This is a genomic window from Streptomyces hypolithicus (assembly GCF_052934925.1).
The window spans coordinates 823,601-839,204 of sequence record NZ_CM128811.1 but is presented as its reverse complement, the minus strand read 5'-3'; the positions used below and the strand labels follow the sequence as shown (position 1 = coordinate 839,204).

Genomic DNA, 15,604 nt, shown 5'->3' with positions numbered 1-15,604 from the left:
GAGGGCACGGGGCGCGATATCTCCCGGCGAGGGTGGTGGGCGCCGGGATTCTTGCTTTCCGGTGGGGGCTCGGCGTGCGATGACCGGGGCCGCAGGGGGTGCCCGCCGCGCGGGCCGGAGGCATTCCTGTCGCGGCGGACGGACCGGCACCGCACCGTGCGCACATGACACCGCGTTCGCGAGCTCGAACAGTTCTGTCGCCCCGCACGGTCAGACACGCGCACATCTCATCCCGGAAGCGCGACGCTTACGCGAACGCTTCCCCCGGAACCGCGCATGCCAGTCGGTGAACGATGTCGGAAAGCCGTGTGCGGGAGAACTGCATACACGGTTTGAAGCGGCCGGGACTGGAAACGGAGCCTTGAGCCACCGCGCCAGTCCCCGACCCTACTCAGGGGACAGCGAGGGTGTCGCCGTCTACGGCGGCTCGCATCGGCCGACGACGCCAGGACCGCCGCACCCGCCGCCGCGGCGGCCAAGCCCGATCCCGGCGGGCGGCCGTGCGTTCCACAGCTGCGTGCTGTCGATGTCCGGCTCGACCACGTTCGCGGCGTGGGCGAGACCGGGTAAGGCCGCGGCGACGGCCAGTCCGCCTGCGCCGGCGAGCAGGATGCTGCGCCGACTCGGTCTCCGGCTGGTCATGTTGGCCTCCAACGTCCGGTTGTGGCAGTGGTTTTGTGGCAGTGGTTTTGTGGCACTGGTTCGGATACGCGGATGTGCGTGGGCGCCGGGTGAGGCCGCTGATGTGGCCCCACCCGGTTGGGTCCGCTGCGCGACGTACCGCTTTTACGCGGTGACGCGGCGACGCGGTGCCGTCTTTACGCCGTGTTGTTGGCGAGCGCCTGGAGCCGGCTCAAGGAGCCGTTGAACTTGTTGCGGTCCACGTCCCCCGCGACTCCGCTGACGCGCCCCGTGGCCGTGTACTGCCAGAAGGTCCACGTGGGGAACCCGGACGGGACGGTGGGGTTGCTGACGCCCCAGTGGGCGACCCACAGGGGCGCCTTGGCGGACATTCCGGTCCAGTTCCCGGTGCAGGTGTTCCACCAGCTACCGGTCGTGTAGATGATGACGTCCCGGGTCGTGCGTGCCTTGTACGTGTTGTAGAAGTCGTTGATCCAGTTGCGCATCTGGGTCGTCGACAGCCCGTAGCACATGGAGCCCGACGGGTTGTGCTCGATGTCGAGGACGCCCGGCAGCGTCTGGTTGTCGCGGGACCACCCACCGCCGTTGCTCGCGAAGTAGTTCGCCTGGGCCGCGCCGCTGGAGGAGTTCGGGCGGGCGAAGTGGTACGCGCCGCGGATCAGGCCGGCGTTGTAGGAGCCGGTGTAGTTGGCGCCGAAGCGGGAGTCCTTGAAGTCGGTGCCTTCCGTGGCCTTGACGTAGGCGAAGTCGATCCCGACGCTCTTCACCGAGCCCCAGTTGATCGACCCCTGCCAGTGCGATACGTCGATTCCCTGGACGCCGCTCGTGTCCGTCGGGGACAGTACTCCGCCGCTCTTCGCGGCGCCGGGCTGTTCGAGGCGGGTTCCCGAGCCCATCCACGCCTGGCCGGGCTTGACCGGGGTGTCGGCCGGAGGCGGCGCGGCGGCCGCTGGTCCCGACACGGTCAAGAGCAGTGCGGTGGCGGAGCCGAGTACTCCCAGCGAGAGCGCGGCTCCGGAACGGGCGGACCGGCGTGAGGGGGATCTGAGCGCGGACATGCATGCCTCCGGACAGGGTGGTGGGGGTGGGGGAGTGCATTGCGGCGCGTGCGGTGGAACGCCCGACTTCTCGGGTTCGTCATGAACGCGTCACGAGTAACGCACGGGTGCTCAGGGGCGTAAAGGGGGTAGGTCTCCGGCCCTTTGGACTACACCTCTGACGGCGCCGGTGAGCTGCCCCGACCCCATGGCGGCGGCGAAAAGTTTCAGCCCGTGAAGCCGCCGGAGGCGCCGTTACGCCTGTCGTTGCGGTGCCGCTGCGCGGCCGCCGTGTGTCGGCTGAGCGTCGGCTGCGCGTCGGCTGTGCCTCGGTGTCGACGAGCTGGACCGGAGTATATGACAATGGTTACCATTACCGAAAGAAGCCGCCCCGAAGAGAGCAGGTAGTCCCTTGTCCGCCCACTGCCAACTGACCGGCGCCCAGCCGGGCTTCGGCAACAACATCTCCCACTCGCACCGGCGCACCTCCCGCCGCTTCGATCCCAACATCCAGCGCAAGCGCTACTGGCTGCCGAGTGAGGGCCGGTACGTACGCCTCACGCTCAGCGCCAGGGCGATCAAGGCCATCGACGCGATCGGCATCGAGGCCGCCGTGGCCCGCATCCGCGCGCGGGGAGTGAAGGTCTGATGGCCAAGAAGAGCAAGATCGCGCAGAACGAGAAGCGCAAGGCGATCGTCGAGCGGTACGCGGCCCGGCGGGCCGAGCTGAAGGAGATCATCCGACGACCGGCATCGACGGAGGCCGAACGCGGCGCGGCCGTAGCGGAGTTGCGGAGCCAGCCCCGCGATGCCAGCGCCATCCGGGTACGTAACCGGGACAGCGTGGACGGCCGGCCCCGCGGACACCTCCGCAAGTTCGGCCTGTCCCGGGTGCGCATGCGGGAACAGGCGCACGCCGGACTCCTGCCCGGCGTCACGAAGTCGTCCTGGTAGCGCCCGCACGTCCGGTAGCGCCCGCACGTCCGGCGACAGCGCGCCGGCCCACATCTCCGGCGGGATGTGGGCCGGCGCGCTCTGCGCTGGGCCCCTATCAGCCGCGGATCGCGACCGCTGTACTTTTGCGGATGGCGCGGGCCAAGGCCAATGCCACGGTCATGATCAGGCAGACCGCAGACCGCAGACCGCAGACCGCAGACCGCAGACCGCAGACCGCAGACACCACGCCGAGACCCGCAACGGTCGGGTTGACCCACGAGGGGACGAGGTCGCGCTCGGCGTTGCACCAGTTGTGCAGCGGGAACAGTGAGTCGTTGAGGTGCTCTTCCCTGACCACCTCGTCGTAGGAATCGCCGCAGGTCTCGCCGATGTCCATGCCTCCCCACCCGGCAAAGGCCCCGACCGCGAACGCCGCGACCGTGAGCACCGCGGTCACGACGGCCCACAGCAGCCACCACCCGGGGCGGGACCAGAGCTCAATGCCGGGAAGCTTGGCTTGATCATCTCGTGTGCGGGCGCTGGATGCAGCGAAGCTCCTGTAGAACGAGCGATCTACCACGATCGACTTGTTCGGAACAGGAGCTTCGTTGTCTGGGGAGTCTGGCATAGAGGGGTCGTCGCGTGCGAGCGCGGGACAGACGGGGCAGCTGGGTGTGTTGCGCCAGGTTGTGACACGGCGGATGGTCACGGATGTGCTGGCGGCTTCCGGCCGCGGGGACCGGCGTAGTGACGGCAAACTCTGCGCGGTGACGTGTGTGTTCTTCGTGCTCGCGTTGACGCTGTTCCCGAGAGACGGCTACCGGTCGGTGCTGTCGAAGCTGGCCGGTGGGACGGCGCGGCTGGCCGCGCGGGGCCAGCTGGTCTCCTCCTCGGCGCTGCGGCAGCGCCGCGTCACGCTGGGCCCGGAGCCGTTCCGGTTACTGTTCGAGCGGATCGCCGGGCCGGTCGGCACGGTCGCGATGCCGGGGGTGTTCTGGCGGGGGCTTCGGCTGGCCTCGGTGGACGGCACGTTTCTCGAGGTCGCCGACACCGCGGTGAACGCGGTGTTCGGCCGGACCCGCAATCAGCGGCGGATCGCCGCGTTCCCCCAGGTCCGCCTGGTCGCGCTGATCGAGTGCGGGACCCGGGCGCTGCTCGGGGTGGCGTTCGACATCCGCCGGGTCTGTGAGCAGGACCTGACACGGCGCCTGCTGGACCGGATGCGCCCCGGGATGCTGGTCCTGGCCGACCGGGGATTCCCGGGCTGGCTGCTGTGGGTCGATGCCGCCGCCGGCGGGGCGGATCTGTTGTGGCGGATCTCGGCGGCGGTGCGGCTGGTCCCCGACGAGGTCCTGCCCGACGGCTCCTGGCTCGCGACCCGGCACGCGCACAAGAACATCACGAAAGCCCTGGCGGGGCGGCCCCGGTCGGTACGGATCCGGGTGATCGAGATGGTGGTCGTCATCGAGGCCGCCGACGGGTCACGACGCCATGAGCCCTACCGGCTCATCACCACCTTGCTCGACCCTGCGGCCTTCCCCGCCGGTGAACTGGCCGCACTGTATTCCCAGCGGTGGGAATCCGAGCTCGAATTCCGGGACTTGAAGATCACTCAGCGCGGGGCACGCGCCGTCCTGAGATCGAAGACACCCGCGCTGGTCAACCAGGAGATCTGGGCGTATCTCGTCACCCACCAGGCGATCCGCCGCACGATCAGTTCCACCGCCGCCGGCCACGGGCTCGATGCCGACCGGCTCTCCTTCACTGTCGCCCTGACCGTCGCCCGGGACACCGTGATCCGCACCACGGCGCGGATCGGCACCCACCTCGCCGAGATGACCACGTCGCTGCTGGCGAACCTGCGATCGGCCGAGCGACGCCTGCGGGTCTGCCCCCGGACCGTGAAACGCCCCAGCTCCATCTTCCCCTCGAAACCCGCCGGGCCGGCCAGCCGCAGCACAAAAATCACCGGATACGGGATCGAAATCATCCCACTCGACACAACCCCGCCGACCACCGCGGAGCCCGACAGCCACACGAGATGATCAAGCCAAGCTTCCCGGCATTGGACCAGAGCTTCCCCCGGACCTCACTGCACACCAGCTGGACCACGTCCACTCACCCCTGTTTTCCGGAGGTCGGTCCGAGCGCCCGCGCCGACGCGTTCTCCTGACCCATTATCGGGGTGTGCGGGACCCGTGATTCGCTCACCATGGTCGGATACGTCGCGGAGCCGGGAGGGGTTCGTCGTGGCCAGGTTGGTCGGCAGGCAGGACGTGGACATCGAGGTGGATTTCTACGGCTGGTGCCTGCAGGACGTGGACGACGCGGTGGTGCCCGTGCCGTTCCCCGATGGGTTCGAGGGGGAGGTGTTCCTGGCCGCGCATGAGGGCCGTCTCGACTTCGCCAGTGCCGGTCACACCCACACCGCGGCGCTTACCGCGGAGGTCTGGGACAACGAGCCCGTCGAGGCCCGGGCCGGGGGCGGCTGGGATGAGGTGGCCGAAAGCGTGATCTCGTGCCGCTCGGGTGAGTTGGCCGTGTGGGCGGTAGCCGGCGGCCCGATGCCGACGTACGTCCACCTGTCCGACCATGGTGCCCGGTGGCGGGTGCGGGCTCACTGCCGTGGTCGCGAAGAGGTCCGCCGGCTTGCCCGTGAGGGTGTCCCCGAGGGCTTGGAACGTTACCTGGTCCAGTTCTGGCCCGCCGACACGTAAGGAAGAGGGGGGAGGAACCGGACAGCTCCTTCTCCCTCTTTCCCGTCACGTGGTCAACACCAGTGCGTTAAGCCTGTGACCTGCGATGCAACCCCGGTGTGAATGAGGAACGGGACCCCTGATAGATCGTCTTGCGACCAAGCTCGAAGATCGTCGGGAGTCCCGTTGCAGGAGCAGTCTGTCATCACGTCGTCCGCGGAGATGGCATCGGGGGTCCACGCGCCGGGGCATCTGGGCGAGCTGAGCCAGGTCGTGGATTTCGACCTTGTGGACGCCGTTCTCACCGAGACCGGAGCTCGGGAGAAGCGGATACGGCTGCTGCCGGCCCGGGTGGTGGTCTACTTCGTGCTCGCGCTGGCACTGTTCGAGGACTGCTCCTACCGGGCGGTGTGGGGCAAGCTGACCGTACATCTGCCCGCCTCGGTCATCACGCGTCCGGCGGTCTCCTCGCTCTCACGGGCCCGACGTCGCCTGGGTGCCCGCCCGTTGAAGGTGTTGTTCGAGATACTGGCCGGGCCGGTCGGCGAGAAGAGCCGGCCCGGCGTGTACTACCGGGGCCTGCGGACCGTCGCGATCGACGGCACCAGCCTGCACGTCCCCGAGGACGAGCGGACTCTCTGGCGTTACCCCAAGCGGGCCGGGGAGAAGATGGAGTTCGGCTACCCGCTGCTGCGGCTGCTGGTGATCGTCGAGTGCGGCACCCGGGCCCTACTCGCCGCGGCCTTCGGCCCCGAGAGCGACGGCGAGACCACCTATGCCGCCCGGCTGTTGCACGTCCTGGACGACACGGCGCTGCTACTGGCCGACGCCGGCTTCGACGCCCGTGACCTGCTGGAACGCGTGCGGGATACCGGAGCACAGTTCCTGGTGCGTTCGGGTGCTTCGCGCTGCCCCACCGTCGTGCGCCGCCTGCCCGACGGTTCCTACCTCTCCCGGCTGAGCGGCCCCTACCGGGCCGGCCGGGGCTACTCGTTGCTCACGGTGCGGGTGGTGGAAGCATGGATCACCGTCACCCTGGACGACGGCACCGTACGCCGTGAACAGTGGCGTCTGATCACCAGCCTGCTGAACCACGAGCACTACCCCGCCGCCGAGTTGGTAGATCTCTACCACGAAAGGTGGCAGGTGGAGACCACCTATTTCTCGGTCAAGGCGAGCCTGCTGGACGGCCGGGTCCTGCGCTCCCACAGCATCGACGGCATCGACCAGGAGGTCTGGGCCCTGCTCACCACCTACCAGGCCCTCATCCGAGCCGCCTCCGACGCCGTCACCCACCGGCCCGGCCTGGACATGGACCGCCTCAGCTTCACCATCCTGCTCCAGACCGCCGCCGACACCGTGATCACCGGACACGGCATCACCACCGGGAACATCGACCTGGTCGGCACGATCGGCACCGCCGTCCTGGCCGCCCTCTGGCCCGCCCGTCGGCGCCACCGCGTCAAGGCGCGCAGCATCAAGAACTCGACCAGCAAATACGGCCCCAACGCCGGCAAACACCCCCAGAGCGCCCGGCACTACACCGTTCACACAGAGATCACGTACATGGAGAACGGACTCGCCTCCCGGTCCCGACGTCCCTCCTTGGACAGGTTGCACCGCAGGTCACAGGCTTAACGCACTGGTGTTGGTCACGTGGTCATGAGCTGATCTTGACGAGGAAGCCGTCCTCCTCGGCCGTCGATGATCCGGTTCTTGGTCAGGAACTGGCCCAGCAGACGGCCCTCGTCCTGATTCTGTGTCGAGTCGACCGGCAGTACGGAGTAGTTCAGCTTCTCCCCGGTACCGGGCTGGGCAGTGCCGTGGCTGCGACCACTGCCCAGCCCGGAGCTTTCAGGTCCGCGCCACGAGTTCCGGGTGCTCGTGTTCGCAGACGTCGTCGATGCCGGAGGTGTCCCACACCGGGAACGGGTCGACAGGCGGGACGCTTTCGCCCTCGGCGACCAGGCAGCTCGCGACGGCGGCCTGCAGGGCCTCGGTGCGCAGCCCGGTGCCGATGAACACCAGTTCCTGGCCCTGGGTGGTGTCCGTATCACGAGCACCGGACGGCTCGAAGCGGGCCACGGCGCCGGCCTGTGACCACAGCCCGGTCACGCCGGGGCGGCTGGCCAGCCAGAAGAATCCCTTGGAGCGCAGGATCTGGCCGAACGTTCCACTGTCGAGCCCCTTGGTCGCGAAGGTCCACAACCGGCCTGGGTGGAAGGGTAGTTCGGAGCGGAAGACGGTGGACGAGATGCCGTACTCCTCGGTCTCCGGAACATGGTCGCCGTTGAGCTCCATGACCCATCCCGGGGCCTGCTCGGCGCGCTCCAGATCGAACAGTCCGGTACCCAGGACATCGCTCAGCCGAACACGCCCGCGGGTGGCGGGCACGATCCTGGCTACCGGGTTCAGCCGGCTGAGCGCGGCCCGCAGCCGGTGGGCGCTCTCCGTGTCGACGAGGTCGAGCTTGTTGAGCACGATGACGTCGGCGAACTCGATCTGGTCCACCAACAGGTCGCTGACGGTGCGCTCGTCGTCCTCGTACTGGTCGAGTCCTCGCTCGGCGAGGCCGTCTCCGCCGGCGAGTTCCGGCAGGAAGTTCGCGGCGTCGACGACGGTGACCATGGTGTCGAGACGTGCGAGGTCACCGAGGGTGGCGCCGTCGTCGCGGGGGAAGGCGAAGGTGGCCGCGACGGGCATGGGTTCGGAGATGCCGCTTGACTCGATGAGCAGGTAGTCGAAACGCCCCTCGCGCGCCAGCCGGTCGACCTCCTCCAGCAGATCGTCGCGCAGGGTGCAGCAGATGCAGCCGTTGGTCATCTCGACCAGGCGTTCCTCGGTCCGCGAGAGCGCCGCTTCACCACCCCGCACGAGCGCCGCGTCGATGTTGACCTCGCTCATGTCATTCACGATGACGGCGACGCGAAGGCCCTCGCGGTTGCTCAGGACGTGGTTGAGCAAGGTGGTCTTTCCCGCGCCGAGGAAACCGGAAAGCACGGTCACGGGCAGTTGGGCGAGCGTCATCGCGGTCAGCCCTCCGGCCGCAGCAGGCCGCGTTCGTACGCCTTGGCCAGCCGCTGCGGAACGCGGTAGACCGATCCGTCGACCGTGATCGGCACCAGCTGCGGCGTGCTGGCCTTCCACTGCGCGCGGCGGTGGCGGGTGTTGCTGCGGGACATCTTGCGCTTGGGCACGGCCATGGCTGGCTCCTCGGTCGGGTCGGCAGAGCCCCACGCTACATGAAAATGGATCCCATTCCCAAGAGAGGTTCGTAAGGACAACAGGTGCGACGCCCCTCCCGCTGCCCGTGCCCCGCAGCCTCACCTTCAGGCAGGCATCGCGGCCAGGTGCTTCGACAGCGTCCGCAGGCTCTGGAACGTGACGCCCAGGACGGCGACATGCTTCCAGTGCACGGTGGAGTCCGGGGCGATCAGAAAGACCGCCCGCCGGACACCGATGCCCGCCGCCGCCACCCCGAACGATCGCGCCACTTCCCGTCCGGTGTCCGCCAGCAGCGGCATGCGCAGGTCGTACTTACGGGCGAAGGCCTCGTGGCTGTCCACCCCCTGGGGGCTGATGCCCCACACCTCCGCCCCCAGCTCGGTGAACTCCTCCAGACCGCTTGAGTACGAGCACAGTTGCTTGGTGCACACGCTGGTGTCGTCCCCCGGGTAGAAGGCCAGGACCAGCGGTTTCCCGCGCCGGTCGCCCAGCGAGAAGTCCCGCCGCTCGAATATGTCTCCCGAAAGCACGCCGCCGGGGAGGGAGAAGTCTCCCGCCACGTCACCTACTGCAGGGCCTGCCGCCATGGTCATCTCCGATGGGTTCATGAGTGTGAGGTGGTGGGGGTGGGGGAGGGGGAAGGGTGAGCCGGGCCGGTCTGCTCCTCCTGGAGCCAGGCCGTCCACGCGTCGCCCCGGCTGTCGTGCACCGTCCCGCGCAGGGCGGCGATGTCACCGGCCGACGGACACCGGCCCGCGCCGACGAGGTGCAGCCGGAGAGGTGCGGGGAGCAGGCGCAGAAAATCGGGCGCCGGCACGTCGTGTTCGCAACTCGCCTCGGCAACGTCGAGGTACACGACGTGATGCAGCGGCGGGATGCGATCCGCCACGGCGCCGGCGAGGGCTGGAACCTGTGCGGAGCGGAACCGGCCGCGTACGGCGATCCACACCTTGGGTGCCGCGACTGCCAGCACCCGTACCGACGCGTGCACTTACGGCCCTCCCGCTGATCCGAGCCGCCGTGGGGTGGCGGCTCCCGTTGCTCCGAGACATGCGTGGGCGCAGGCCCACGGCTGATCCCCCAAGGCTATTCGGTGCGGAACCCGGCGCGGATTGCCCCCACCCTCCACCCCACCCTCCCTCCCATTACACGCTGCGCCCTCCTCCCGGTGGGTTACGGAGTCCAGGGTTACGGCGCCCAGGGGGCCTCCACGGCCCACGTGGTGTCCTCGGTGAACGTGATCGGGTTGTCCCATGCCTTCGAGCCGCCCGGAGTGGCCAGCCACACCTGCGAGTCGATGTGGCGCAGGTACTGGCCGGGGAAGTTGTACGCCGACAGCCGCACGCCGCCGTTGCCGCGCACCGCGCACCAGGTGGCGTCGGCCCGGAAGAGCGCTCCGTCGCCCGCCTCCTTGTAGACACGGAACTCACGGTGACGCAGGTACTGGCCGGGGTAGTTGCGGGACTCGAACGAGTAGCAGGAGCTGTCGGCGAGACCAGGGACGATCTTCCAGGTGGCGTCGTTCTTCAGCAGGCCGCTGCTGCCTGAGTCGACGACCTCGGTGAACGCCAGACCGTCCTTGTGACGCAGGAACTTGTTCGTGTGGTCGGGCGTGGTCACCCGTAGCGACTTGTTCCCCGTGGGCAGGGTGACGGGTGGCGCCGGGTTGCGGGAGGCGTCGATCAGGGCCAGGTTGGCCGCTTTGACGCGGGCGGCGTCGACCTTGACGACCTGCCGGTCGTAGGTGAGCAGACCGTTGGCCTCGTTCTCGACGTCGGTGATCTCGGTGTAGACCGACGCGGAGAGGCCCGCCGGCATCTGGTTGTCGCGCATCGCGTCCAGTAGGCGCACGAAGCGGTTGTTGAGGGCCGCGACGCTGGGCTGGTCCTCGTAGCTGAAGCCGCCGCCCGGATACCACTCGTGGCCGGGCACCTTGTAGCCGAGGCCGCCGAATTCGCCGAGGACGGCGGCCCTGGTGGCCGTGGGGGTGGTCACACCGGGGCCCACGTAGATGTGGTTGTCGATCACATCGCCGTTGCCGCCGTCCACGGAGCCGCAGCAGTTGACCCCACTCATGTTGTTGACCAGCCGGGACGGGTCGGACGCCTTCACCTTGTCGGCGATGCGCGCCTGGTCGTACTGGCCCCAGCCCTCGTTCTGGTTGACCCACATCACCACGGAGGGCGAGCTGCGGTGCTGGTCGATGATGCGGTCGTACTCCGCTTCCCACTGCACCCGCGCGGCGCTGTCCGGTGTCCGCAGATCCATCGACGGCATGTCCTGCCACACCAGCAGGCCGCGCCGGTCCGCCCAGTAGAACCAGCGCTGCGGTTCGACCTTGATGTGCTTGCGGACCATGTTGAAGCCCAGGTCCTTGTGCTTTTGCAGGTCGTACTTGAGCGCCTCGTCGCTCGGCGCGGTGTAGATGCCGTCCGGCCAGTAGCCCTGGTCGAGCGTGCCGGACTGGAAAACGAACTACCCGTTCAGCAGGGTGCGTTGCACACCGTCGACCTTGCCGACGGAGATCGAACGCATGCCGGCGTAGCTGCCCACCGAGTCGGTCACCGAGGTGCCGGAGAGCAGGTCGGCCTTGACGTCGTACAGGAAGGGGTCCTCGGGGGACCACAGGCGCGGGTTCGGGATCGGCACCGAGAACTCGCTGCCGACCGGTCCCGTCGCGGTGGCCACGGTTCCTCCGCCGGTGGAGACGGTCACCCTGGCGGTGTGACCGCTCACGCCCGCGCCGCGCACGGTGACTCGCAGGGTGTTGTCCGTCAGGTTGGGCACCATGGCGAGGCCGGCGATGTGAGCCGGCGCAGTGGGTTCCAGCCACACCGTCTGCCAGATCCCGGACGCGGCGGTGTAGAAGATGCCGCCGCCCGGGTGCGGGGCCACGTCACGGATCCGCTGCTTCCTAGCGGTACCGGCGTTACATGGCGCTGGAGGCGGAGGCGGAGGCGACGAGCCTGTGGCACTTCGCGGTGAGCGTGCTGCCGGGGCTGTTGCAGACACCGGGGTACGCGCGGGAGGTGCTGGCGGCCGGTGGGATCAAGGAGCCGGAGCTTACGCAGCAGGTGGAGGCTCGGATGGGGCGGCGGGAGTTGCTGGAGGGGGCCGGTGCGCCTCCTTTTCGGACCGTCCTGTCGGAAGCGGTGCTGCGGACGCCGCTGCGGGATCTGAGAGGATGTTCTGGTTACTTGAGCGATATTTCATGGATTTTGCCAGGTTATGGTGCTTTCGCCGGTTGCCCGCTTCAGGAGGTTGGAGATCATTGCGAGGCGGATCATGCTCTCGGAGTGTGCGGGTTTGGTCTCGTAGTCCCGTGCCAGTCGGCGGTGCATCATGATCCAACCGAAAGTTCGCTCCACCACCCAGCGTCTCGGGACCACGGAGAAGCCCTTGACCTGGGTGTTCCTCGGGACGACGTCGACGTCGATGCCGAGGGCGGCTCCGTGTTCGATGGCCTGGGTCTTGTAGCCGGTGTCGACCCAGGCCTTGGTGATCGCGGGGTGGTCGAGGGCGATTCGGGTGAGCAACTGCTTGCCGGCGTCGTTGTCCGAAATGCTGGCCGCGGTCACTGTGACCAGCAGCAGCAAGCCGATCGTGTCGACAACGATGCTCCGCTTGCGGCCCACGATCTTCTTCCCGGCATCGATGCCCTGCGTGCTGCTGGGCACGGTGTGGGCGGTCTTGACGCTCTGGGCGTCGATGACGCAGGCGGTCGGCTCGGCCGTGCGTCCCACCTGCTCACGGACCACCCGACGCAGCCTGACACCGAGGTTCTCGATCGTGCCGTCGGCAGTCCAATCGCTGAAGTAGGAGAAGACGGTGCTGGGCGGCGGGAAATCGTGCGGCAGGTAGCGCCAGGGGATACCCGTGTGGTTCACGTAGAGGATCGCGTTCATGACTTCACGCAGGTCAGTGACTGGACCCCCCAGTCCGAGCGAGGTCTTCTGCCGCTCGACCCTCCATGCCGTCACCGTCGGCTCCATCAGGGCCCAGCGGGCATCGGTAAGGTCGCTGAGGTAGGCGCTGCGCTGCGGCCGGCTGGTCATAAGTCCACTGACCCACAGTGCGCTTGGCGGGGATATCGCTCGTTCGAGTGAGACGAAAGCCGCCTTCACGGCATCCTCGAACCGGACAGGAGCTATCAGGCTAAAAGTGATCGAATCATCCGGCCGAGCATGCTCGAACAGTTGCGACATTCTCCTCAAAAGCTCTATTCAAGCTGATTTCGGTCTAGGTTCAGAACTACTCAAACCAACATATAGGTGATGCGAACGTCCTCTCAGTGCCTCAAGACGCGGGAAGGCGACCGACTTTCCGTGCCCAGCCGGAATGCGTACGACTGAAAATGCCCAGTCGGCGCGGCCCGGCCCCATGGCGTTTCCTCGTCAGCAGCCCCTGTTGCTGACCTGGTGGAAAAGGGGAATCGGGTGGCGTCGACCAGCCGTCGGAAGCGTCCGCCGAACGCGGACCTGGCCCGGCTCATCGAGACCTGCGGCGCGAGCCACAAGTCCCTGGCCCTGCGGGTCAACCAGCTCGCCAAGAACGCGGGGATGGAGACGGACTACTCGCATACGTCCGTCGTGAACTGGTGCCAGCGGGGAATGCTCCCCAAGTGGCCGGTCCCCACGTTCCTCGCCCAGGCGATCGGGGAACGGCTCGGGCGGCCCGTGTCACTGTCTGAAATCGGTATGGGCGATGCGGAGACACCGGACGCCAGTGTGGGGTTGGATTTCCCACGAGACCGTGCTGATGCGGTCGAAGTGGCCACCTCGTTCTGGAGTTTCGTGAACCGCCGCGACTTCCTGACCGGATCCGGTTTCGCCGTGTCCGCGTTCACCACCCCCGTGACCCGCTGGCTGGTCACCCCCGCCGACGAGACCGCCGACCTCGCCAGCGGCAAACAGGTCGGCCGCGCCGACCTCGAAGAACTCCGAGACGCGGCCGACGAGGCCCGCCGCTGGGACTCCAAATACGGCGGCGGGAACTGGAAAGCCAACTCCGTCAGCGTGTGCCTCCAGGAGCGGGCCGCCCCGCTGCTGCGGGGCTCCTTCACCGACGACGTCGGCCGCGACCTGTTCTCCGTCACCTCGGAGCTGTCCCGCCTCGCCGGATGGACGGCCTTCGATGTCGGCCAGCACGACGTCGCCCAACGCCACTTCATCCAGGCCCTCCGCCTGGCCCGCGCGGGCGGTGACATCCAGCTCGGCTGTTATGTCCTGACCACCATGGCCATGCAGTCCCTGCTGCGGGGCTTCGCCTCCGAGGCCGTCGATATGGCCCAGGGCGCCTTCGAACGGGCCAAGGGGCAGGCCGCCCCCCGCGTGCTGGCATTCACCAAGCTCATCGAAGCTCGGGCCCATGCCCGCGAGAACTACGCCAGGGCCGCCTCACGAGCCCTCGCAGCCTCCGAGGACCTCCTGGGCCAGGCAGACGCCACCAGCGGCGCAGAGCCCGCCTGGATCGACTTCTATCACCACGCCCGCCTCTCCGCGGATGCCGCCGAAGTCTTCCGCGACCTGAAGAACCCCAAGGCCGCCCTCGCCTGGAACCAGCGGGCCGCCGCCATGCCGTCCGGGGCCTTCACCCGCTCCGTCGGCATGCGCCTCGCGATCGTGGGAACCGCCCACCTCCAGGCCCGCGACCTCGACCACGGCCTCGAGCTCGGCCACCGCTCCGTCGACATCCTCGCCCGCGTCCAGTCGAGCCGGGCCAAGGACTACGTCCGAGAGTTCAACACCGCCCTGGGCCCCTGGCGGCGCGAGCCGGCCGTCCGCGAGTTCATCCACCGCACCCGCACCGAACTCCAGATCGCGGCCTGAGCACGTATCCCCGTACTTCCCCACATCCTCGAGGGGGGAAGTACGGGGATACGCGCTCCGCGTACCAATCCGGCGCTGAGGCCACTGCCGTGCCGTTCGCGGCGGCCCGTCAGACCGGCCGGTTGGTGTCCCGCATCATGTTCCTCAGAGCGTCACGTGCCCCGATCAGGTCGTCCTGGGCCTCCTGCAAGGCGTCCCGCAGTCCCTGCCGATCGGCCTCGGAGGCGGCCAGCCGCCCCTCCAGATCCTTGTTGGCCGCCTGGAGCTCGTTGATGCGGGCCGCGAGGTCCTTCGCGCCGCTCTGGTGGAGCTGCTGCCCCAGGTGACGCTGGACCGCGTCCTTGAGGCCGTCCCGTTCCCCCCGGACGGCCGCCAGCTCGGCGCGGGCCAGTTCCAGGTCCGTGGCCAGGCTCGCCGCACTGGCCCGGCTGCCCGAGGTCTTCTCGCGGACCTTCGTCCCGGCCTGGCCCTTGCGGGCTTCCTCGATGTGCTCCCGCATCCCTGCCGAGTAGACCAGCCAGTTCGAGACCTCGGCCGCGCGGGCAACCCCGAGGAAGGTGATCGCCTCGCCCCTGGCCTTCATCGCGTTGACCGTGGAGACCACCCGGGCCCGCTTCTGCTGGCTGTCGCGCTGACGCGACTCCAGCAGGACCTGGGCCGGAGACCTGGCGGCGGTCATCGCTGGTCACCGGCATCCGTGCGCCTGACGACCGTCAGTGGCAGCAGCGGGCGGCCGGCAGTCGCGGCCCTCACCTTGCGAAGCACCTTCGCAGCCTCCTCGACCTGGTTGCGTTCGTCCTCGGGCAGATCGCTCATGTACTCCTTCATCTTCACTCCCACCTGCTGAAATGCCGATATCTCGTCCCCCAGGCCCCGGGTGACGAATTCGGCGGCTCCGCCGGCCATCGCCATCTCCCGGCTGCCCTTCAACGCGCGGATATGGTCCTCGACCGCGGGCAGGTAGGACGGGTCGGGCCGGTAGTGCCCGCATCCGGCGCACTGGAAGCGGATCGGGCAGGCTTGGCCTCCGGCCTTCACGTTCGACGGCTCGGTGCAGTTCCCGAACGGCACTGCCACCGAACGCAGTTCGTAGGCGGTGTTCGACGCCATCGGGGCGGGCAGGCCGATGCGGTCCATCACGTGCAGCCGCATCGTCTTGACCGCCTCGCGCTTCCGCTTGAGAGAGACCTTTAATGGTGGAGTCGGGTATTGGAACTGCCTGAATGCCTGCGGTCCTGAG

Annotated in this window: 15 protein-coding genes and 3 pseudogenes; 7 read left to right on the top strand and 11 right to left on the bottom strand. The window is 68.3% G+C overall.

Features of this window, described 5'->3' with window-relative positions:
- Positions 1–417: 417 nt before the first annotated feature.
- Positions 418–642 carry a hypothetical protein gene (locus tag ACU6WZ_RS04060; protein ID WP_447031741.1) on the bottom strand — a complete coding sequence of 75 codons (225 nt, stop codon included), beginning with the start codon at positions 640–642 and terminating at the stop codon, positions 418–420.
- 176 nt (positions 643–818) lie between these two features.
- Entirely contained in the window at positions 819–1,700 is an 882-nt protein-coding gene (locus ACU6WZ_RS04055; RefSeq protein WP_447031740.1) for a lysozyme, read from the bottom strand.
- Between the two features lie 391 nt (positions 1,701–2,091).
- Here ACU6WZ_RS04055 and rpmB point away from each other — a divergent pair, with 391 nt between their 5' ends.
- Complete coding sequence (rpmB, locus tag ACU6WZ_RS04050; RefSeq protein WP_447031739.1) at positions 2,092–2,328, top strand: 50S ribosomal protein L28; 237 nt, start codon at positions 2,092–2,094, stop codon at positions 2,326–2,328.
- Positions 2,328–2,633 (top strand): 30S ribosomal protein S14, encoded by a 306-nt coding sequence (rpsN, locus tag ACU6WZ_RS04045; RefSeq protein WP_447031738.1) that lies wholly within the window; start codon positions 2,328–2,330, stop codon positions 2,631–2,633. The genes rpmB and rpsN overlap by 1 nt, the downstream gene beginning before the upstream one ends.
- Before the next feature lie 97 nt (positions 2,634–2,730).
- On the opposite strand, the gene ACU6WZ_RS04040 is transcribed toward rpsN, so the two are convergent.
- Positions 2,731–3,072 carry a hypothetical protein gene (locus ACU6WZ_RS04040; RefSeq protein WP_447031737.1) on the bottom strand — a complete coding sequence of 114 codons (342 nt, stop codon included), beginning with the start codon at positions 3,070–3,072 and terminating at the stop codon, positions 2,731–2,733.
- Between the two features lie 244 nt (positions 3,073–3,316).
- Between ACU6WZ_RS04040 and ACU6WZ_RS04035 the strand changes: the two genes are divergently transcribed.
- The 3 genes from ACU6WZ_RS04035 (at position 3,317) to ACU6WZ_RS04025 (ending at position 6,949) form a co-directional block, all read left to right on the top strand.
- A complete protein-coding gene (locus ACU6WZ_RS04035; RefSeq protein WP_447028847.1) occupies positions 3,317–4,660 on the top strand; it encodes an IS4 family transposase in 1,344 nt (447 codons plus the stop codon).
- A gap of 204 nt (positions 4,661–4,864) precedes the next feature.
- Complete coding sequence (locus tag ACU6WZ_RS04030; RefSeq protein ID WP_447031736.1) at positions 4,865–5,332, top strand: hypothetical protein; 468 nt, start codon at positions 4,865–4,867, stop codon at positions 5,330–5,332.
- Between the two features lie 165 nt (positions 5,333–5,497).
- Positions 5,498–6,949: an IS4 family transposase gene (locus ACU6WZ_RS04025; protein ID WP_447031735.1), complete on the top strand. Its 1,452-nt coding sequence runs from the start codon at positions 5,498–5,500 to the stop codon at positions 6,947–6,949.
- A 216-nt stretch (positions 6,950–7,165) separates the two neighbouring features.
- On the opposite strand, the gene ACU6WZ_RS04020 is transcribed toward ACU6WZ_RS04025, so the two are convergent.
- The 5 genes and pseudogenes from ACU6WZ_RS04020 to ACU6WZ_RS04000 form a co-directional block, all read right to left on the bottom strand.
- Positions 7,166–8,338 (bottom strand): GTP-binding protein, encoded by a 1,173-nt coding sequence (locus ACU6WZ_RS04020; RefSeq protein ID WP_447031734.1) that lies wholly within the window; start codon positions 8,336–8,338, stop codon positions 7,166–7,168.
- A gap of 5 nt (positions 8,339–8,343) precedes the next feature.
- Entirely contained in the window at positions 8,344–8,514 is a 171-nt protein-coding gene (gene rpmF, locus ACU6WZ_RS04015; protein ID WP_447031732.1) for a 50S ribosomal protein L32, read from the bottom strand.
- Between the two features lie 126 nt (positions 8,515–8,640).
- Positions 8,641–9,123 carry a peroxiredoxin gene (locus ACU6WZ_RS04010; RefSeq protein ID WP_447031731.1) on the bottom strand — a complete coding sequence of 161 codons (483 nt, stop codon included), beginning with the start codon at positions 9,121–9,123 and terminating at the stop codon, positions 8,641–8,643.
- Positions 9,124–9,140: 17 nt separating this feature from the next.
- A complete protein-coding gene (locus ACU6WZ_RS04005; protein ID WP_447031730.1) occupies positions 9,141–9,527 on the bottom strand; it encodes a hypothetical protein in 387 nt (128 codons plus the stop codon).
- Positions 9,528–9,724: 197 nt separating this feature from the next.
- Positions 9,725–11,452, bottom strand: a pseudogene (locus ACU6WZ_RS04000) (AbfB domain-containing protein); the annotation flags it as partial.
- Positions 11,453–11,454: 2 nt separating this feature from the next.
- Between ACU6WZ_RS04000 and ACU6WZ_RS03995 the strand changes: the two are divergent.
- Positions 11,455–11,712: pseudogene (locus ACU6WZ_RS03995) on the top strand (Scr1 family TA system antitoxin-like transcriptional regulator); the annotation flags it as partial.
- A gap of 33 nt (positions 11,713–11,745) precedes the next feature.
- Here ACU6WZ_RS03995 and ACU6WZ_RS03990 read toward each other — a convergent pair.
- Positions 11,746–12,591 (bottom strand): IS5 family transposase, encoded by an 846-nt coding sequence (locus ACU6WZ_RS03990; protein WP_447033842.1) that lies wholly within the window; start codon positions 12,589–12,591, stop codon positions 11,746–11,748.
- A gap of 381 nt (positions 12,592–12,972) precedes the next feature.
- On the opposite strand from ACU6WZ_RS03990, the gene ACU6WZ_RS03985 reads away from it, so the two are divergent.
- A complete protein-coding gene (locus ACU6WZ_RS03985; protein WP_447031729.1) occupies positions 12,973–14,364 on the top strand; it encodes an NsdA family TPR-like regulatory protein in 1,392 nt (463 codons plus the stop codon).
- A gap of 109 nt (positions 14,365–14,473) precedes the next feature.
- On the opposite strand, the gene ACU6WZ_RS03980 is transcribed toward ACU6WZ_RS03985, so the two are convergent.
- Positions 14,474–15,043 (bottom strand): DUF6262 family protein, encoded by a 570-nt coding sequence (locus ACU6WZ_RS03980; RefSeq protein WP_447031728.1) that lies wholly within the window; start codon positions 15,041–15,043, stop codon positions 14,474–14,476.
- Positions 15,040–15,555 (bottom strand): annotated as a pseudogene (locus ACU6WZ_RS03975) (tyrosine-type recombinase/integrase); the annotation flags it as partial. The gene ACU6WZ_RS03980 and the pseudogene ACU6WZ_RS03975, both read right to left, overlap by 4 nt.
- Positions 15,556–15,604: the final 49 nt, after the last annotated feature.